This window comes from Pseudoalteromonas sp. SS15 (assembly GCF_049257195.1).
GTDB lineage: Bacteria > Pseudomonadota > Gammaproteobacteria > Enterobacterales > Alteromonadaceae > Pseudoalteromonas.
In genome coordinates this window covers 57,953-77,825 of record NZ_JBMMUD010000012.1, presented here as the reverse complement: position 1 = coordinate 77,825, position 19,873 = coordinate 57,953, and the positions used below count along the sequence as shown (strand labels likewise).

Here is a 19,873-nt window from a genome sequence, read left to right as displayed (position 1 = left end):
AGAGAGCGCGGTTTTAATCTGCGCTCTCACTCTAATATTTCTGGTGCTTCGCTACTCTTTCTTGTCGGACTCTATCACATCATCAAGTACCGACCAGCGGGTTTCTTTTGACTGGGTGCCTTGCCCTAAAATCCAATAATTGTAGGCATTATCAATGCTGCCATTGGTTTGTTGAATAGCCAGCCAAGCATCGACATAACTCAATAAGTCTAGATTGCGTTTTGCAACGGCAAAACCAATCGGGTACTTTTGCATGCCGCCTTCAGGTACAACCACGCCATATTCAGGGTAGAACATACTCCATGCAAACCCAGCTTCAGCACTAATGACTAAGCCATCAAACTGCTCTGATGATTTAAAGTATTCTTGCAAAGTTGATAGCTGTTTAAACTGAATTGAGCTGGTGCGCTGGCTCACCTGCTTTAACAAAGGGCCATATTCCATATGCGCAAAGTTTAAATCACCTGAGCTTCTAATTTGCTCAATGCTTTTAAAACGCGCGAGTTCATAGTCTTTCGCTAAAATTGCCAATTGCAGTTCTAACACCTTGTGGCTGAAACGCACTTTTGTTAAGTCGGCTACATTTATCTCGAGGCCCGACATCGCAATATCGAAATAGCCTTTATTAAGGTATTCGCTCAATTGATACTTTTTGAATGGAATAAATTCGACTTCAACATCTAAGTCACTGGCTAATTTATGGGCCAGGCTAATGTCAAAGCCTACAAGTTCATTTTTCTGATTGAAATAGCTAAACGGTACATTATCGACTACATAGCCAATACGCAGTAAGTTACGTCTCTTAATAACGTCAATATTTGTTAAAGACAATTCACCGCTTTGATAAGCTTTTGGCACATGGTTTAACACATGTGCTGGCACTTTGTCTGACACCACCATGTTCGCTATAACTTCATTCGCTGCTTTGCTGCTCGCAGCCAGTTGAGTGTTAAGGATAAAACTGGCCAGCATAAAAGCAGGCAATAGCGCCGATGGCAAAATAACATAATAAGCCGCTCTTAACCTTTTAAAATGCAGCTGTTTTCGACAATAAAAAATACTCAATAGTACAAAGGCAAAGATATACACCACAGTGGTTGGCGAGACAACTTTGGCACTCAATACCGACATAGATAGATAAAGCTGGTAGCTGTCGGCTGGAATGCGCAGCGTATCAAGCATAAATGGAATGGCAATGTGCACATTGGCAAAATAACTGAGCATGGCCGATAAGGTCACATTGGGAATATCGGTAAGACTCACTGGGTTGCCCGTTAACCAAGCCGCGAACATCACAAACATTAAGGTGGTTAGTTTACCGAGGCTTGGAAATGTATAAGCAATCGGCACCAAGACTTCGGCAATATGGTCGGCTTGCTCGTCGGCACGACCAATTTTACGTAAATGCGCTTTAATGCCTTCGGTGATCACCGGTAAAACAATAAACACATTACCGGTACTGAACGCTGTGATCCACGCATTGCGCATCACATAAATAAGATCTCGATATTTAACGGGGGTTGCAGCGGCCACCAGCATGGGCATGAGTACCAGCATCAAATACAAGCCCAAACATAACACCAACACCCAGTAGACTTGCAAGTTATGAAGCTGCTCGACACTGAGCGTACCCGCCGTACTGGCTGTCATGGCAAAAATACCAATTGGGAAAATCGCAATTACCTTTTTAGAGATCACCGTTAAGCCTTGCCCAACGACTTCTAAAAAGTCGAGTACTTGCCCTTTGCGCTTGTTGGCAATCAGTGACATACCGAGCGCAATACAAAATATCACAATGGCTGGTACGTTACCTTCGGCCAAAGAGGCAAATGGATTATCGGGAATATATTGCTCAACAAAGTCGATTGACCCTGCCGGAGATATCAGTGCAGGTGAAAAAAACGTGCCCGCATCATGCTGGGGGAGTGTGAACGCAAAACACCAAATTGCGGCCAAGCCTAACACCCACAGCATCACCATGACTGTCGCTGCTTTAACTAAAATGCTGCGTACTTGCTCGGGGTTAAACTTACCTAAACCTACAATTAAGCTGACCACAATATAAGGGAAAATCGTGATCTGCATGAGCTTAACAAACCCAGTACCTATGGGTTGTAAAAATGCCACCCGCTCACCAAAAATAAGCCCAGTTGCCACGCCTAGCAACAGCGCCCACAACATCCAATTTCGGTTACCTAAAAAAGCCCATAAGGTTTTCACAATATCGCTCACTACTTATTATTCTTTAAATCGTAATTTAAATTTAGGAAAAGAGCGGGATTATAGGAAATTTAACTGACTTAAGAATGAATAGACCGTTTATCTAGCATAAAAAAGCCGAACTCAATGGCTCGGCTAAAGTATTTAAGCGATGAGTGGGCTTAATCGCCAAAATCACCCGCATGACCTGGGAACACCACAGGGCTTTCAAACCCGTCTTTACTGACACTGGCAACGCCAAAGAAATAGTTATCAATCACTACGTTTTTCAGTGTATAGCTATTAACTTTGCCAACGAACTTGCTGTATTGCCATTGCGGTGCATCAGTTAGTCGCCAATAAATTTTATAGCCTGCTAGCTGTGGGTTTTCTTTGTTATCTGCCAGTTGCCATGAAAGCGTGGTGTCGGGTGAAACAGCGCCTTTTATGCTGACTTTTGCTGGTGGCGTCGGTGCCCAAGCCATACCAGCAAGTGAGACGGCGTTGAGCGCGGTTAATTTAGCCGCATAATCGAAGTTTACGCCATCAATGGTATCACCATAGACAATGCCGTTTTCAGTGCGTAAATCTTGATGTTGTCGGTTGTAGTTTTCATTGGTTTCCATAATGCGCACCCCAGGGAAACCTAAATCGTTAAACGGACGATGATGTCCGCCACGGCGAAATCTATCTAAACGATACACCACCATGGTATCTAGGTTTGGAATGTAGCGGTCAGCCATCCAGTCTATGTAACGAGCCAGATTACGGCTTGGCGAGTCAACTTCGCCTCCACGAAAACGGCGATTGCGAATATCGTCTTCACTTTCTGTTTGTCGAGTGCCTTCGGCGAATATGCGTGCGGTAGTGTTATTGATCACCCCATTCACGCCTTCAATGTTGCCGATCATGTCGTTATTCAATACCGCTTTTAATCGCCAGCCGTCTGCTTTTGCTTGCTTGGCCATGATCTTGCCTCCGAACAACCCCTGCTCTTCACCCGCGAGCGCTGCATAGACAATGCTGCCATTAAACTTATATTGACTCAGTACACGCGCGGCTTCTAGCGTGCCAGCTAAGCCCGAAGCATTATCGTTTGCACCCGGTGCATCATCAGTGAGATTCATCACATCTGTAATGCGAGAATCTATGTCACCCGACATCATCACATAGCGATTGGGATCTGTTTGCCCGCGCTGTATGGCAATCACACTCACGACTTCAGTTGGGTTAGGGATGCGTTTTTCGCCGCTGATAACCTCTGATTGGTAATACACTTCTAAGCAGCCACCACAGGCGTTTGAAATTGCTTCAAACTCCGCCTTTATCCAGCGCCTTGCTGCACCAATGCCGCGAGTATCCGACTTTGTTTCTGACAGCGTATGGCGCGTGCCAAAGCTGACAAGCTTTTTGATGTCTTTTTCAATATTCGCCGCCGATACGGCTTGATTGATGTCATGAAGTTTTTGTTGATCAATGTATTCTATTTGCGTGTTTGCATTGACTGTTGTCGCAACCAGAATGAATAACGATGACAGTGCAATGGGTATGAATCTCTTCATGTATTGTCGCCTTTTTTATTGTTCTAACCTTTAAGTTATGCCTTTATGGCAAGTCTCACAAGTGGAGTCATCTTGCTATACGGTGAGTTCATCTTGTACGTTTTCATAATGGAAACATTTTTATCGATGCACTGTCTGCATCATTTAAAATTAATAATAAAGGATGTTTTTATATGTATTCTAACGACAATAGTTGCAAGTTCTAAAAATTAGGTGCAGATTTAGGAACTTGATAATGATTCTTAATAAACTTTTTGATAGGACGTCTCTTTTAAATGGCAAAGCAAGTCTTTAAACCAAGCTCATATTTTTTAGCTGCGTTTTGTTTTTTGGCTTTATTGGTATTCAATATGATTGAAGATAACATTTATAGTGTGATGTTGTTTTTCTGCTTATTTTTTCTTTCTCTGCTATTTGGTATTAACCAACGTTTTAACCTACTTAAATTTAAAGAGCAAAAAACGAAAAAGCCCACTTCGTTTAACACCTTTCAATAGGTGAACAACCTAGTCCTAATTGTTGCTTCTTAAAGCAGTCCTTTATATTCTTTTCAATGGTTTACTTGATGTTGCTTATAACTTGTTTAAAGCAATTTTCTCACAGCTAAGGTTTAAGCATGCAATTTTTGAAAATACTCAGCTTACTTTTCATTTTCTTTTTAACAGGATGCAGTGATGCCCCTAAGTTAACTCGTTTGCAGCAGCATGATGTTATTCTGGCCTTCGGTGACAGCTTAACGCAAGGTGTTGGCGTGTCGAAGCAACATAGCTACCCAAGCGTGCTTGAATCGCTCTCTGGTGTGAAAGTAATCAATGCCGGAGTGTCAGGAGAAACAACCAATGAAGGGCTAAATCGATTTGCCGATGTCATTGAGCAACATGCGCCTAGTATTGTCATTTTATTAGAAGGCGGCAATGATATTCTACAAAATAAAAACCTCGATGAAACCCAAGCAAACCTCAATGACATGATAGGCATAGCGCAAAGCTACGGCGTTGAGGTTGTGCTCATTGGGGTGCCTCAAAAAAGTCTTTTTTCGAGCTCCGCGCCGCTTTATCAAGCTCTAGCAGACAAGCATCACATTGTATTTGAGCCCTCATTAATCGCTAAACTAATGAAAAAGCCATCCATGAAGTCTGATTACATTCACTTCAATAGGGCAGGTTATGCAGCGATGGCTGAATCTATTCATCAACTTCTAAAAGACAATGGGGCATTGTAACCACTAGCTTTTAAAACTGCCTGAATCTAAAAACGACAATAAAAAAGGAAGCTTATCGCTTCCTTTAATGGTTGGATTTCGACTTAACTTTTTTGTGTTGCTATCCAAGCATCAACATCACTTTCAACAATGGCCAGTGGGCGTGCACCTTTAAGCAAAATCAAATCATGAAATGCTTTAATATCAAACTTCTCACCAAGCTCTGCTCTAGCTTTATCACGCAATTCAACAAACTTAATCATACCTAACTTATAACCTAGCGCCTGGCCCGGCCATGCGATATAACGGTCTATTGCCGGCACCACATCACTCATCGCTGAGCCTGTCGCTTCTGCGAAGTATTCGATTGCTTGCTGACGCGTCCATCTTTTATGATGTAAACCGGTATCAACCACTAAACGCGCCGCGCGATAAGCTTCTGCTTGCAGGCGGCCTAAGTCACCAAATGGGTCATTTTCGTACATGCCCATCTCATAAGCGACTAGCTCAGAATACAGTGCCCAGCCCTCAATGAAACCGTTAAATGATGCATTTTGACGCATTAAGCCAATATCTGTTTGCAACATATTTAACGCTATTTGGAAGTGATGGCCTGGTACAGCTTCATGATAAGTCAATGTTTTTAAGCCAAAGCTTGGGACTGCTTTCATGTCTTTTAGATTAATCGCAAAAATACCCGGGCGACTACCATCCAGTGATGGTGCATTGTAGTAACCACCTGGTGCTCCGGCTTCAACGGCTTTAGGAATGCGTTTTACTTCAACCGCTTGAGGAGGTAAAGATGAAAATAGATTGAGCGCTTTCTCTTCTATGGTTTTAATTTCACCACGTAAAAACGTTAACAGTTCCTCGCGACCTTCATCGCTGTCAGCAAATAAGAAGCGCGACTCTTCGCTTAGCTTTTGCATACGCTCGCCAACTGAACCTTCTGTATAGCCGTTCGCTGTTAGAATCGCATCCATCTGCTCTGAAATACGTTTAACTTCAGCCAAACCCACATTATGAATTTCTTCTGCTGTCATAGTTGAGTCAGCTAAATAGGTGATCTCATGTTGATAAAATGCTTCACCGTTTGGCTGTGCCCAAATACCGACTTTTGTCGGCGCAATTGCCTCAAGTGTCTGCATATCTTGGCTTACTTTCGCAAAAGCTGGGTAAATCTCAGACTCAACAATATTTGCCGCTTTTTTAACTAAAACAGCTTTGGTTTTATCATCAAGCGTTTTGAGCTCATTAAGTTTCTCAGCAAAACTACTCACCAATGGGTGTTCAGATGCATCTGGCGCTGTGAAATTATTTAAATATCCTAAGGTGTTTGGGAAAAGTGGTTTAGGTAAGATAATGCCTTTGCTAGCATCGTCTGCCACCTTGCTGCGTACCTGCTCTGTTAAATTTGCAAACGCAGACAAACGCTTAAGATAATCTGTTGCATCTTTTTCTGACGTAACACCGTGCTGATCTTTTAATATATTTGGAATATCAATTAATGGGCCTGAGATTTGATTTACCACATACGGTAAATGCCCGCCCCACGTATCAATATAACCACCACTGAATTGCTTATCGCCCGCATAATAACGAGCTATCACTTCATTTACGGCAACATGTAAGCGATCTTTATCCGAGAGGTTTTTACTCTGCAATGCATTAAGTTGCTCTGCCGCTTTATGCATATCTATTTGCAAGGCTTGCATGCCTGCCAATGAGTAATTTGGTAAACGATTTGCGTACTGACCAAACTCAGCGCTATCTAGTTTTAAAGACGTTGCTAAAGCTGGCTGATGATTGATAAAGTTTTTCGTGTAGGTATTAACCACGCTGTCGACTTCAGCTCGACTTACTTGAGCTTGTTGTGCTGCTACTGACTTTGTTTTTTGTGTTGTCTCAGTAGAGCAGCCGGCGAGTACTGCACAAACAGCAAGCGCAGTTAGTGTATGTTTGATCATATTTTGCTCCAAGGTATTCTCGTCAATATCCAGATTTTATTTACCTGTGAATATTGGTAGTTTTTATTATTTAGCTTAATTTGCACATTGTATACAATTAGAATTGTTGTGCTAGTACAATAAGAGAGTACTTGTTGCTTTTTTGCTTAATGAAAAACAGTTAGAATGACGCTTCATTAATTTAACGAGATTGGCTGCATACGCCCCCAACTATGAATAGACGTAAGAAAATCTACGAAAAGCTAAAGAAGAAAGACAAAAAAGCAAATGAAAAATTGCATAAGAACAATAAACCAAAGTACATTTCTAAAGCTGAACGTGCCAAGTTAGAGGCCGAACAACAAGCTCAAACTGACAGTTCAACAGAAATTTGCGATTAGTGGTCATTCATGTTTAATATGCGCTAATCAAAATACGTTTTATGCTGCTTTTAAGGATGAATAGCACAATGAAATTTAGTCTATTTTCTTTTACCTTTTTACTTATCACACTTGTATCTACCTCAGGTTGTAACAGCACTTTAGGGCTAAAAAAACAACAAACCAATCGTGCACCTCACTGGTTTATCAAACCGGTTCATAATCAAACCATCGGATTCATTGGTGCAGCAGCAAAGTATGACAGCCAAGGTAGAATTAATATCTCTGGCAGCAGAAAAGCGGCCTTAGTCAAATTACAAAGCCATCATCAATTCGCTATAACAGAGATAGACGCTAAACAACTTTCGAGCACCGCTAAACTTCGGTTACCTGAAGGCCACTCAGTACGGTTTATGCCTGAGTTTTTCTATCAAGGGGTTATTTATAGTTACGCAACATTAGAGCAAGATGCATTTGCCTTGAGCCAACAACAAACCCTCACTGATTTATCCAGGTGCCAATTTAAGCAATGTAATCCAACATGGCTATGTGATGAGCAAGCAAACACCATTACTGGTGTGAGTTTTTATACCAGCTCACCCCATCAGCAGCTTTCTATGGCGCAACAAAATGCCAACTTAATCGCTAATTTACTGAGTAATAGCCAAGTACGTGCAACTGAATTTATCAGCCAATCTTCGGACTCTCACTCGAATCGGCACACTGCCAGTTTTAATCAGCAAAGTGATGTGAAAGCAAAGGTGGATCAGAATCATGGCATGATTTTAAATGAGCTCTGTGAATATAATGGCACGCTGATCGGGAATTTTGTATTGCCTACTAACTCAATTGAACTAGAAGAACATTGGCAATCTCAAGCTGTTTACCAAGACCGAAGCTTGATCCAAGGCAGCTTTGGTCACGGGGGGACTATGTCTTCAGATTTGTTACTCAGTACAGCCATTGAGTTAGCCATTAAAGACGCCTTGATAGAGCTGGCAAAAATTAAAGGGATCGCCATTGAAAATACCAGCACCCTGTCATTTAACGATGGATTTTATTTTCTCTCGAAAAGTAAAATGACAGTCAGTGAGCGTGTCTCTGGACAACTCCTCGATATCAAAATCAGCTATCAAAAAGAAACCCCCATCGTGAATGTCTGGGTTCTTGAAGCGATTAACCAGCTTTAAACTCCGTGTGGTATCTATAAATAACACACACCAAAAAGTAACCAAATACGGTTACATTTGAATAAGTAACTAAATTAGGTTACATTAAATAAAGTTACTTTTTTTGGTTACTTATTATGCCGATTTCACAAGAAGACAATACAGGGGTGATCACCGCCGACATTGTGAGCTCACAATCACTCAATCAAAGTGATTATGAGCAACTGCTTGTTCAATTAAAGTATTACCTAACCGCTTTAAGGGCTGAATTTGGCGCAGAGTTTCATATTTTCCGTGGGGATAGCTTTCAAATCGCCCTGCCAAAAGCACAAGCCTTATTCAAACAGGCCATTGCGATAAGACTATTCTTTATACAGCAAGGTTTAGATGTAAAAGTGAGTCTCGCTCAGGGACAAATTAAGTTATCACAAGGGGGTCTTGCCACCGCAACAGGAGAAGCACTGGTAAAAGCAGGTCATGGCCTTGATAACATCAAGAATCAACGCTTGGTCTATAACAATGCCTGTGACGAAAGCTTTTTACTGAATATTCAATTTATAGATCTATTGCTGGGTAAATTAAGCCGTAAACAAGCCCAAGCACTACTTTTATATCTACAACAAGATAAACCTGAGCATGCGCTGCTTGCAGAACAACTCAGCACCAGCAGAGCAAATGTGACTAAATTACTTAATTTAGCCAACTACACCTTAATTGATACGTTTATCACATTGAGCGAGTCTTATACTTTCTGCAAGGAGACGTAATATGGCTGACTGGCAAACCCTTTTATTATGGCTAGTCATTGGCCATGTTATCGCCGACTTTTATCTGCAACCCATGAGTTGGGTGCATGACAGAAATAATCGGCACTTTAGATCAACTAAAGTCGTGTGGCACAGTTTAGTGCATGGTGTACTTGCCTTTATTGCACTGGCAGTATGGCAACACAACTATGACTTTGGGATCAGTAGTGCAGCTTTTGGTTATGCGACGCTTGTTACAGTTAGCCACTATTTGATTGATATCGGTAAATCATATTCGAGTAAGGGAGTGATACCGTTTTTGCTCGACCAACTCGCGCATTTGTTAGTGATTTTACTCATAACCCTTAATTTATCTGAGCCATTCAATGCAAGTAAGCAGTTACTCTCATTCATTAGCACACCGGGCAACCTCATCATTGGGCTTGGCTATTTATTGGTACTGACCCCAGCCTCTGTAATGATCAGAATGCTACTTGAGCGCTGGGCATACATGGGAAACGAAGAAGAAAGCTTGCCGCAAGCAGGGAACTTAATTGGGCAACTTGAGCGGGGGCTTTTACTAACTTGTATTCTTATTGATAGCTGGGCGGCTGTTGGCTTTATTTTAGCGGCTAAATCTGTATTTCGTTTTGGCGATTTAACCGCAAGTAAAGACAGAAAGCTCACTGAATATGTGATGCTAGGCACGCTTGTGAGTATTTTAGTTACATTGAGTGTGGCAGGAATGATAAAACTTTTCATATAACTTAGCAGACTAGACCTGAACATTATGTGCTTTTTATTAAAAGCCTCTCATTAAGAGCCTTCATAGAAAGCACATATTCTCTCAACAATGAAACAGCCCATATAAACTCCGCTTAAGTTTTATACTCCGTTTAAAAAAGACGTTTATTTCTCAACAACAATTCAACTTTATGAATGCAACAAAAGATATGATGGTAAGTTAAAATCAAAAACAAACTGTATACAATATATATTATCCATGTTAAAAAATTACCCCTCTTTAATACCAAGTACTAAAAAACAACAAAAAAAGAGAGTAAAAATGAATAAGAAAAGATTACTTAGCTTGTGTATCGCTTTAGCATTAACAGGGTGTAATGGCAGTGATAATGATCAACCTGAGATACCTAAAGTCGAAGAACAATCTGATTCTGGATCAAATTCTGGTAACTCAGGATCAGACAGTGAAAACTCAAGTGAAAGCAGCTTTCCATACGCAGATGAGCCTAGTTTAACCTTAGATATGGTTAAAAAAGGCCTGTCGACATCAGAACCCATAGGCTTTTACATCGACCTAGAAGAAGCAGCACCAAGCTTATTAATAAGTTTAGGTCGTGGCGAAACTGGCTTAGACCTGGGTGATCCAGATGTTTACATTAAATACGAAGGCCTTCCTGAAGCTGGTGACGCCCCCGTGTTTGACTGCGTGTCTTTTAATAGCCCTAATAGCCACGAAACTTGCATAATCGATAACCCTCAACCGGGTCGATACAACATTCTCATTGACGCTTATAAAGACTCGGCTGTAAATGATGCGACTTTATTCGCAACGACTTCGCTTTTTGCTAGCAGCGAATTATGTGCTGATATGGTACAAGTTCGCATTCAAGAAACAATGAATGAAGAAGCAAAAAAGCGTATTTGTGACACCTTGATAGAAACCAAAGCTCGTTTCGAAACAGTACTTAATGACAAGCTGTCAGCGGATACTGGCGTACCTGTACCGAATGACTTAAACGAGATCACCAATATAAATATCTTTGCGAGTCTATCGAATCATATGAGCTGGGTTGAGCACTTATGGGACTCAGATAACAGCAGTGGTATTTATTTTGAAACTGCGCCGACCGAATGGTATCACGATTCAACCATCCTTACTTTTAACGCCCTAGAGTGGAGCGGTGGCCGCTCAGTTGTGCGTTCACTAGCTCATGAATATGTACATGCGCTTGATGGCCGATATAACAAAGAAGGTGGTTATAACGGCGACCTTGGATGGTGGACAGAAGGGTTAGCTGAGTATGTAGGCACTTATTACCAACGCCCATACCAAATGCTACTCGATGCTAACCAAGAGACAAGTTATTCGCTCAGCGATATCACAACCCCTACCATTAGTTACAGCTCATTTTATGATTGGGGCACTTTAGCCGTCGCTTACATGATTGAGCAGCACCCAGGTGAAGTTAAAACACTCATTGCGAATATGCGCGCTGGTGAATGGGAAACAGTGAGTACCCAGTTAGCAGAGTTTTCAACAGCCTACGAAGAAAGCTTTAAAACATGGCGTACAACGACCTTAGTTGAGAACTTTAAAGCAAGCGCACAACCTTTAACCTTAGGTGAAGCGATGCCAATTAACGGGCGTGGTGGCTGGGTATATAGTGTCACACTATCAGAAGAGACATCCGTGTTAACCTTCAAAACGTCTGGTGGCTCGACCAACGTAGACCTTTGGGTGAGCAAAGACTCACCTGCACACCCAGCTATAGATCAGGCTGTGCTTTGCAGCTCAACCACCGAGTCATCCAATGAAGAAACCTGTACGCTTGAAACACCAGAACAAGGCACTTACTTTGTCACAGTTGGCTCTGATTTCGCTGGCGCAGATATTCTAGATCTATATTTAACGGCATGTACGGGCACAGACTGTACTGTAGATTTACCAGCACCTATGCCACTGATCACACCTGTCGAACCATACTTACCTCACTGGCCAGAAAAAGGCACATTGGGCAGCTGTAATTTAGTTGAAACCTATGGCCGAAGCCGCCAGCAGATTGAAGGTTTCACCGTCAATAATAGCTCTGACAAAGATATTCAACTTTATTGGATCAACAACTACTCGGGTACTCAGCCAAGCTCTGCATTCCAAACATTACCAGCAGGTGAAACATTCAGTGCAGATAATTGGGTGATCGGCGATCGTATGATGCTAGGCGATGCTGCGGGTAACTGCTTAGGGGTTGCCATCGTCAACGATACTGATAATAGCTTCGAAGTGGATGCTGAGTTTGTAAAAGATGCAGTGAGCGAAGCCCCTATTCCTGTCGCAACCGCTGAAATTGGCAGCTGCGAATTACTCACCACATATTCTCGACAAAGTAACTATGCGCCTGAATTTGCAGTACATAATCAGTCTGAGACACCAGTGACATTGGCATGGGTTAACAACAGTGATGGGTCTTTATATTATGGTAACTATGGCACGCTCGAATTTGGCGACAGTTACGCTAATAGTAACTGGGTTGTAGGCGACCGTATGGCACTGATGGGCAGTGATGGCCAATGTTACGGCGTGCTCGACCTAAATGACAGCAGTAACATTTATGTGATTGATAAAAGCTTATTTAAAGAATAACGCTTTTTAAACACAGACCTACTTTGAGTCACTTGGAAATAGGTGACTCACACAAATCAAAAGAAACAAGGATGTTCTTTTCTGACAAATGAAGTGTTGCATACCCTGATCATGTTTAATCAAATGACCAGCTCTGCATCTCTACTAAACGACTTTTAGTTCGCTCAAACGCAAAGGCCAATTGTTCACCCACATATAATTCGTTTAAATCACACTGTGCATCGATTACCAATAAACAACACTGCTCGTAACACTCGTCAACCAGCGCAATAAAACGTCGCGCTTCGTCATCAAAACGGGCATTTTGAATGCTTGAATGTGCGCGTTGGTAACCGTCTTCTATACCTTGAGTTACTTGCTTTTCATCTGGTTCAGCGCCCATCTTTGGCACTTTGCTGACAAATATAATTCGGTGATTTTTCGCCAGCTCGATATAATCTGCAGTTGCTCTTGGGGTTGAGCACAAGGCCATAAAATCAAACAAGTAGCCATGTTCACTTTTACCTAATACTTCGACTTCTCTGCGGCATATCTCTATTTGTGTAGTTTCTAACACACCATGAGCGCGTTCAAATTGAGTTAAAAGCCTTGCCTGATCCTGCACAAAGTAATGAGTGTAATTCGCACCATAAGCAAAACGATGATCAACCTCTCCTGCCACATTAATGACTTCACACTTCGAGAGTAATAGATCTATGGTCGGCAAAAACCGTTCTCGCGCTAAGCCATTATGATAAAGCTGAGACGGGTGTGCGTTTGAAGTCGTGACCAACACAACACCTTCTTTAAATAAGGCTTCAAATAACCTTGCCATGATCATGGCATCACCAATGTCAGTGACAAAAAACTCATCAAAGCACAATACCTTGGCTTTACTGGCCCAATCTTTTGCAACGTGTTGTAAAGGGTTGAGCGTGCCTTGAAGTGCGTTAAGTGCTTGATGCACTTGCACCATAAAGTGATGAAAATGCAGTCTTTGCTTGGTCACCCCCGATAAATGTGCAAAGAACAAATCCATCAGCATGGTTTTGCCTCGCCCAACTGGGCCATACAAATACAAGCTTTGACATGACTTGCCCTGCTCAAGCGTAGTCGCCAACGTATCTAAGGCATTCAACGCGATAATTTGGGCAGGATCCTGAGTCAGCTTTTGAGATTGAATTTGCGAAAAGTAACTATCAGAGAGAGTTGTCATATCAGAGCGAAATGGAATAAAGATTATCTATCGATTATTTTACAGCTTTTGTTACGAAGATAAGACTATTTTGATTTATTAAAAAGAAAAAAGCGCCGGGGGCAGCCGGCGCTTTTAGATTCGTATTCAAGGGGAATTGAATACCTTTACTCTCAGTAATTTAACCAGTATAGATGAAATCACTAAAAGTCCAGTAAAGTATAGGTCGTTTTACTTATACTTGACTAAGACCACTGTGCTCAGTGCCGGTACATCAATTCCCTCTGCTGTAATTTTTGTCTCTTTGACCACAGGGTCATGACCCTGTTTTAACACTGGATGTAACTGGTAATCTTGACTTTCGACAACTTTGAATGAATTTTGTTCATTATTAGCGTTGAAGATCACCAAAATACGCGAAAATTTATTATCTACAGCCTCACCCTGAGTATCATCTAACTGCATAACAATTAGACCTGATTGATGATTTTTATCATTCACTGATTTTTGCGTATTTAAAAATTGGACTTTTTGCTGAACTTGATCTGCGGTTGCGAGACGGAATAACTCAGAACTATTTCTGATTTTTAGCATATCGATAAACATGCCTTTTGCCAATTGAATATCTGCTGTATTTACATCATCTCGGTCTTGGTGACCAGCAAGTACCGTTTTGATTAAAGGCCAGTTGTCTTTGTCTTTATCGGCAGGGGGTAGACCTACATCATAGTTATTTCTTTGTCCCGCAAAGTCTGTGGCATTAAACCAGTCGCCATAATCATAGCTATCTCGTAAAAATGACTTTGAACGTAATAGCTCAGATCCCATATGAATAAATGGAATACCTTGCCCATACATCACATAGCTCATGCTTTGTGCATGCAAACGCACACGTTCAGTAGTCGTTAAATCAACCGCTAGGCGGTACTGGCTGTTGTCCCAAAGTGTTTGGTTATCGTGCTTAGACACATAGTTAATGGTGTCTGCCGGGTCAAACGCATAACCTGTAGGTTGATTGCCATAAGGTACGTCTTTACCTAAACGTTTATCTAACCCATTGTATTTATTTGCTAAGTCATATTCAGCGAGATTACCCGCCATACCGATGCGCACTTGATCCATCGCCACAAAATAACGTTGTTTGCTTTGTGCGTCAGTTTGTAATTCGTTAGGTAATGTCAGCAGACCATTACCCACACCTTGCGTGTCACGGGTATTGTTGCCAGGGCCTCGTACTGCATCGCGAAGACGATCGCTAAATGTGCCAATCTCAGTGCCACCCAACTCTAACTGACTAGCCTGCACAAATTGTGCATTATTGGCTACTTCGCCGAAGTTCCAACCTTCACCGTAAAAGTAAGTATCTGGATCAACTTCACGTACTAGCTCTCGCGCTTGTAGCATTTCAGCTTTTGGCTGATGCCCCATTAAGTCGAATCTAAAGCCATCAATCTTGTAATCACGGGCCCAAGTCACTAATGAATCATTCATCAGCTTTGCCATCATGGTGCGCTCAGTTGCAGTGTTACCACAAGTGTAACACGTTGATTGTTCTACAATGCCTGTTGTTGGATTTAAGCGGTGGTAATATCCCGGCACAATTTTGTCGAGCACGGAATTTTTCGCTAAACCGAACTGATGGGTATGGTTGTAAACCACGTCCATGATCACACGAAAGCCCATTGAATGAAGGTGCTGTACCATTTCTCTAAATTCAACAATACGCGTTACGCCCATCGAATCTGTCGCATAACTGCCCTCAGGCACAGTGTAATGGAATGGATCATACCCCCAGTTATAGTTATCAAATTGACGTAGTGCACTGACAAGCTTTTGCGCTTTAGCTGAGTCTGTTGGATAACTTTTTAACACATCGACGACGCGTGTGTCTTCTTCCCAAGTGTTTTGACATTCGTCTAGCTTTGGCAACTGCTTACACACAAACTGCATACTTGAAGTATGGTCGATAACCGTTGCTGTATCTTCGTTGATACTGCCTAAATCATAAGTCGGCAATAGATGAATATTATTTAAGCCGGCATCTCTTAACGCCCTTAAATGCTTCATACCATCTGAGTTCATATCGGTAAATGCCACATATTTACCACGCCAAGCACTGTTGCTCAGCGCTTTATCGCTGGCACTAAAATCGCGAATGTGGGTTTCGTATAACACATTGTCTTCAGGCTTATTGATACTCGGCACCGAATGACTTGCCCACCCCGTTGGTTGCGTGGCTTTATCATTCAAGTCAACAACTTGGGCATGAGTACTGTTTGTCGACAAACTCAATGCATAAGGATCTGTCGTAACAATGGTTTCGACTTTTTTCGTTTCAGGATGATAAACGGTGATCTCATACTGATAATAATCAAGCGCAGCGACATTGTTCGCATTTACCTGCCAAACGCCAGTGCTTTTGTCTTCTTGCATCGGTATTTTATTAGCCGGGTTATGAAGGCTATTACCAAATGCTAGTAAAGATACCTTTTGCGCTGTAGGTGCCCACAGCTTAAATTGCACAGAATCTGCCAGTACGGTGGCACCTAGATCTGACACTTCATTGGCATCATTCGCCGTTAAAGTATAAAGCGAATCTAATAGCTCACCCTGCTGCACAAAGCTTATAAGTGCGCCTTTGCTATCAACCACACTGACCTGCCCTTTCGCCCAGCTTTTCGCTTGTTGATTGGTAAGCGCAACTTTATATGCTTTGAAATCAGCTAAGTGTGGGTAGCTAGCGGCAACCCAGGCTGGTAGTTCAACTGCATCTAATGCCATTTGCTGTGACATTTGTCCTTCAAGTAAGGCGCTTTTTAGCTGTAAGTTAGATTTTGCAACTGAAGGCGCCAGTAATAGTAATTCTGAGGTTAACCAGTGCGCGCCATAAGTCGCTTGTGTTGCGAGTTGCTCGGCTTGTTGTTCAAAAGCTTGCTGTGTGTTTACCAATTGGCAAGCACTTAAAGATGCCACAAGCGGGATTATTGTCATTTTCGGAATTAAACCCAAAGACTTTGTTACTTTGCGCATTGGCGAGTCCCATTATTTAAGAAGTATTTTCAACTAGGTCATACGTTACTGAATGCCCTATATTTGACACAACTAAATGAATAGCTTTTGCATACGTATTCAACGAGCCTAGTCTAAACTGGTAGCTATGAATACGTATGCATTAACTATTCATCAACACAACACGGCTATATATTAAGCTCCGACAACCCATAACATGTTGGCATGACCGAACGATTACATAAGTTACTATAAAGTTTGGCATGTTAACGGTATAACCGAACACCTATGGCAACGGGGATAAAACAAATGCAAAAACTAAAACCAAGCAAAGTGACCTTGGCACTTTTAGCAAGTGGCTTTGCTGCAATGAGTGCACCAATGTTTGCAGCTGCACAAGATGCAGAGCAAAAAGCACAAAAAGACGTTGAAGTTATCGAAGTAAAAGGCTTCCGCCGCTCGCTAGTTGAATCTATCAACGCTAAACGTTTTTCTACCAGCGTAGTTGAAACCATTTCAGCTGAAGACATCGGTAAACTACCAGACTCTTCAATCGCAGAATCTTTATCTCGCCTGCCAGGTCTTGCTACACAGCGTTTAGATGGCCGTGCAAGTAAAATCTCTATCCGTGGTTTCGGTGAGAATGAAAGCGGCACAACATTAAATGGCCGCGAACAGGTTTCTATCAGCGACAACCGTGGCGCTGAATTCGACCTTTACCCATCTGAAATCATGAGCGGCGTAACCGTTTATAAAACACCTGATTCAAGCATCGAAGGTGAAGGTATTGCAGGTACAGTTAACCTACAAACAATCAAGCCATTAGACCAAGATGGTCGTATCATTCAAGTTAATGGCGTTATCGAGAAAACCAGTTTCGAAAAACTAAACCCAGACGGTGAAGACAAGGGCCATAAGGCAACATTCTTCTACCTAGACAAATTCGCTGATGACACAATCGGTGTGGCATTTGCACTTAACACCATGAGCTCTCCGAACCAAGAAAAGCGTTGGAATGCATGGGGCTACCCTGAGTTTGAAAAAGATGGCAAACAGTACTCAATCCTAGGTGGTGCTAAGCCATACGTTCGCTCTTCTGAGCTTGAACGTGATTCTATGATGTTCGTACTAGAAGCTGCACCGCGTGATGACGTACGTATGACATTCGATGCGCTATATGTAGACTTTTTAGACAAGCAAATTCTACGTGGTATTGAAATCCCATTCGCATGGGGCCAAGGTGAAAAGAGTGCAAACTCAGTAGACGATGCGTCAGGCTTTATTACTTCTGGTACAACAGCGGGTCAGCGTGTTGTAGTTCGTAACGACTATAACGAACGAGACGCCGAGATGAAATCACTAGGCTTCAACACTAAATGGGATGTAAATGAAGACTTACGTTTAGATTTCGACGTTAGCTACTCAAAAGTAGAAAAGAAAATCGTTGGTATTGAGAGCTATGCCGGTACTGGTCGTGGTGACAACCGTGGTGAAGCTGACACATTAAGCTACACGCTTGACGGTGGTAACACGGGCGCAAAATTCAATCACAACCTTAACTACGCTGACTACGACCTAATTCAATTAGGCGGCCCTTTAAGCTGGGGTTGGAGTGGCGCTTTAAATGATGCGTTCAACGTAACAGGTACTGATTTTGAAAACCAACTACAAGATGGTTTCATCAATACACCTGAAGTTGAAGACGAACTTAAGTCACTGAGATTTGCAGCAACGCAAGCGATTGAAAATGACTTCATCTCATCAGTTTCTGCGGGGATTTCATACCGTGACCGCGAAAAGGCGAAACTGTCTGAAGGTTACTTCTTAACACTTTCAAGCTTCAAGTACCCGAGTAACACCGGCATGATGGTCGTACCTGAGCAATACCGTCTAGGTACAGCTAACCTAGATTTCATTGGCATGGGCGAAATGATTGCTTATGACGTGAATGGCCTTGTTCGTGACGGTTATTACTATGGCCTTCAAGAAAGCTTAACTAACTCATCTCACGCAACTAAGTCTTGGACTGTACGTGAAAAAGTAACCTCTTTATTCGTAAAAGCAGATATCGACACTGAAGTCGCTGACATGCCATTAAGTGGTAACATGGGTTTACGTTATGTGCGCTCTGAACAGTCATCACAAGGTAATGCGTTTAACACAGTGGATGGTAAGGTAGTTACTTCACCGACTGACATCAGTCATGACTATAACCACTTGTTACCTAGCTTAAACTTAACGTTAAAACTAGACGACGACCAATCAGTACGTTTTGGTGCAGCGAAAACAATTTCTCGTGCACGCCTTGATGAAATGAATGCGTCTTTTAGCGCTTCATATAACCAACAGCCTGATACTAACGGTAATAACTGGTCAATTGGCGGTGGTAACCCTGAACTTGAGCCAAAAGAAGCGTTCGGTTTAGACCTAACTTATGAAAACTATTTCAGCAGTGAAGGTTACTTTGCAGTTGCATTATTCCATAAAGACATCACCAACTGGCACTTCGACGGTCAATATGCGGTTGATATGACAGGTGTTGCAGATCCTGCAACTGGCGCTATCCCTGCGAACCCAAATGGTACAGGTAGTGGTAAAGTGAATGGTGGTGAAGGTACGCTTTGGGGTTATGAACTGTCTGGTACATTACCGCTTAACGTGTTTTCTGAAGCATTAGACGGCTTCGGTATTATTGCAAGCTACACAGGTGTTGAATCTGATCTGAAAAACCCTGAAGGCGCTGAATACAAGATTCCAGGTCTTTCAGAAAGTATTTCAACATTCACTTTCTACTATGAAAACCACGGTTTCTCAGCTCGTGCTAGCATGCGTAAGCGTGATGACTTCAAAGGTGACGTAAACGGTATCGGTTACACAGCAACTCAAGTAGACATCATGGGCGAGACAATTTGGGATGCACAAATTGGCTATGACTTTGGTGAAGGTGGTTTCAAAGATCTTGAAGGTCTATCTGTATTCCTACAGGGTTACAACCTAACTGAAGAACCATTCACTACGCTAAGCGGTGACAATGCGTTACAGGTGCGTGATTACCAAGATTACGGCCGTAACTACTCGTTAGGCTTCGCATATAAGTTCTAA

The 19,873-nt window shown here is 42.2% G+C and carries 12 protein-coding genes; 7 read left to right on the top strand and 5 right to left on the bottom strand.

The window, feature by feature from the left end; all coding sequences use genetic code 11:
* Nucleotides 1-51: 51 nt before the first annotated feature.
* Complete coding sequence (locus AAEU28_RS19450) at nt 52-2,181, bottom strand: cation:dicarboxylate symporter family transporter (protein ID WP_421965606.1); 2,130 nt, start codon at nt 2,179-2,181, stop codon at nt 52-54.
* A 200-nt stretch (nt 2,182-2,381) separates the two neighbouring features.
* Nucleotides 2,382-3,761 (bottom strand): M28 family peptidase, encoded by a 1,380-nt coding sequence (locus AAEU28_RS19445; RefSeq protein ID WP_421965584.1) that lies wholly within the window; start codon nt 3,759-3,761, stop codon nt 2,382-2,384.
* Nucleotides 3,762-4,377: 616 nt separating this feature from the next.
* On the opposite strand from AAEU28_RS19445, the gene AAEU28_RS19440 reads away from it, so the two are divergent.
* Nucleotides 4,378-4,983, top strand: coding sequence for an arylesterase (locus AAEU28_RS19440; protein WP_421965583.1), 606 nt, complete (start codon nt 4,378-4,380; stop codon nt 4,981-4,983).
* 83 nt (nt 4,984-5,066) lie between these two features.
* On the opposite strand, the gene AAEU28_RS19435 is transcribed toward AAEU28_RS19440, so the two are convergent.
* Entirely contained in the window at nt 5,067-6,929 is a 1,863-nt protein-coding gene (locus AAEU28_RS19435) for a DUF885 domain-containing protein (RefSeq protein WP_421965582.1), read from the bottom strand.
* 212 nt (nt 6,930-7,141) lie between these two features.
* Here AAEU28_RS19435 and AAEU28_RS19430 point away from each other — a divergent pair, with 212 nt between their 5' ends.
* The 5 genes from AAEU28_RS19430 to AAEU28_RS19410 all read left to right on the top strand — a co-directional run bounded on the left by AAEU28_RS19430 (nt 7,142) and on the right by AAEU28_RS19410 (nt 12,588).
* Nucleotides 7,142-7,309 (top strand): DUF2986 domain-containing protein, encoded by a 168-nt coding sequence (locus AAEU28_RS19430; protein ID WP_421965581.1) that lies wholly within the window; start codon nt 7,142-7,144, stop codon nt 7,307-7,309.
* Between the two features lie 68 nt (nt 7,310-7,377).
* Nucleotides 7,378-8,478, top strand: a complete 1,101-nt coding sequence (locus tag AAEU28_RS19425) for a hypothetical protein (protein ID WP_421965580.1) — start codon at nt 7,378-7,380, stop codon at nt 8,476-8,478.
* 116 nt (nt 8,479-8,594) lie between these two features.
* A complete protein-coding gene (locus AAEU28_RS19420; protein ID WP_421965579.1) occupies nt 8,595-9,224 on the top strand; it encodes a hypothetical protein in 630 nt (209 codons plus the stop codon).
* 1 nt (nt 9,225) lies between these two features.
* Nucleotides 9,226-9,969, top strand: a complete 744-nt coding sequence (locus AAEU28_RS19415; protein WP_421965578.1) for a DUF3307 domain-containing protein — start codon at nt 9,226-9,228, stop codon at nt 9,967-9,969.
* 300 nt (nt 9,970-10,269) lie between these two features.
* Nucleotides 10,270-12,588, top strand: coding sequence for a collagenase (locus AAEU28_RS19410; protein WP_421965577.1), 2,319 nt, complete (start codon nt 10,270-10,272; stop codon nt 12,586-12,588).
* 115 nt (nt 12,589-12,703) lie between these two features.
* Here the strand turns inward: AAEU28_RS19410 and zapE are convergent, their stop codons facing one another.
* Both zapE and pulA read right to left on the bottom strand, forming a co-directional pair.
* Entirely contained in the window at nt 12,704-13,783 is a 1,080-nt protein-coding gene (gene zapE / locus AAEU28_RS19405; RefSeq protein ID WP_421965576.1) for a cell division protein ZapE, read from the bottom strand.
* Nucleotides 13,784-13,993: 210 nt separating this feature from the next.
* Nucleotides 13,994-16,792 carry a pullulanase-type alpha-1,6-glucosidase gene (gene pulA, locus AAEU28_RS19400; RefSeq protein WP_421965575.1) on the bottom strand — a complete coding sequence of 933 codons (2,799 nt, stop codon included), beginning with the start codon at nt 16,790-16,792 and terminating at the stop codon, nt 13,994-13,996.
* A 288-nt stretch (nt 16,793-17,080) separates the two neighbouring features.
* On the opposite strand from pulA, the gene AAEU28_RS19395 reads away from it, so the two are divergent.
* Nucleotides 17,081-19,873, top strand: a complete 2,793-nt coding sequence (locus tag AAEU28_RS19395; protein WP_421965574.1) for a TonB-dependent receptor — start codon at nt 17,081-17,083, stop codon at nt 19,871-19,873.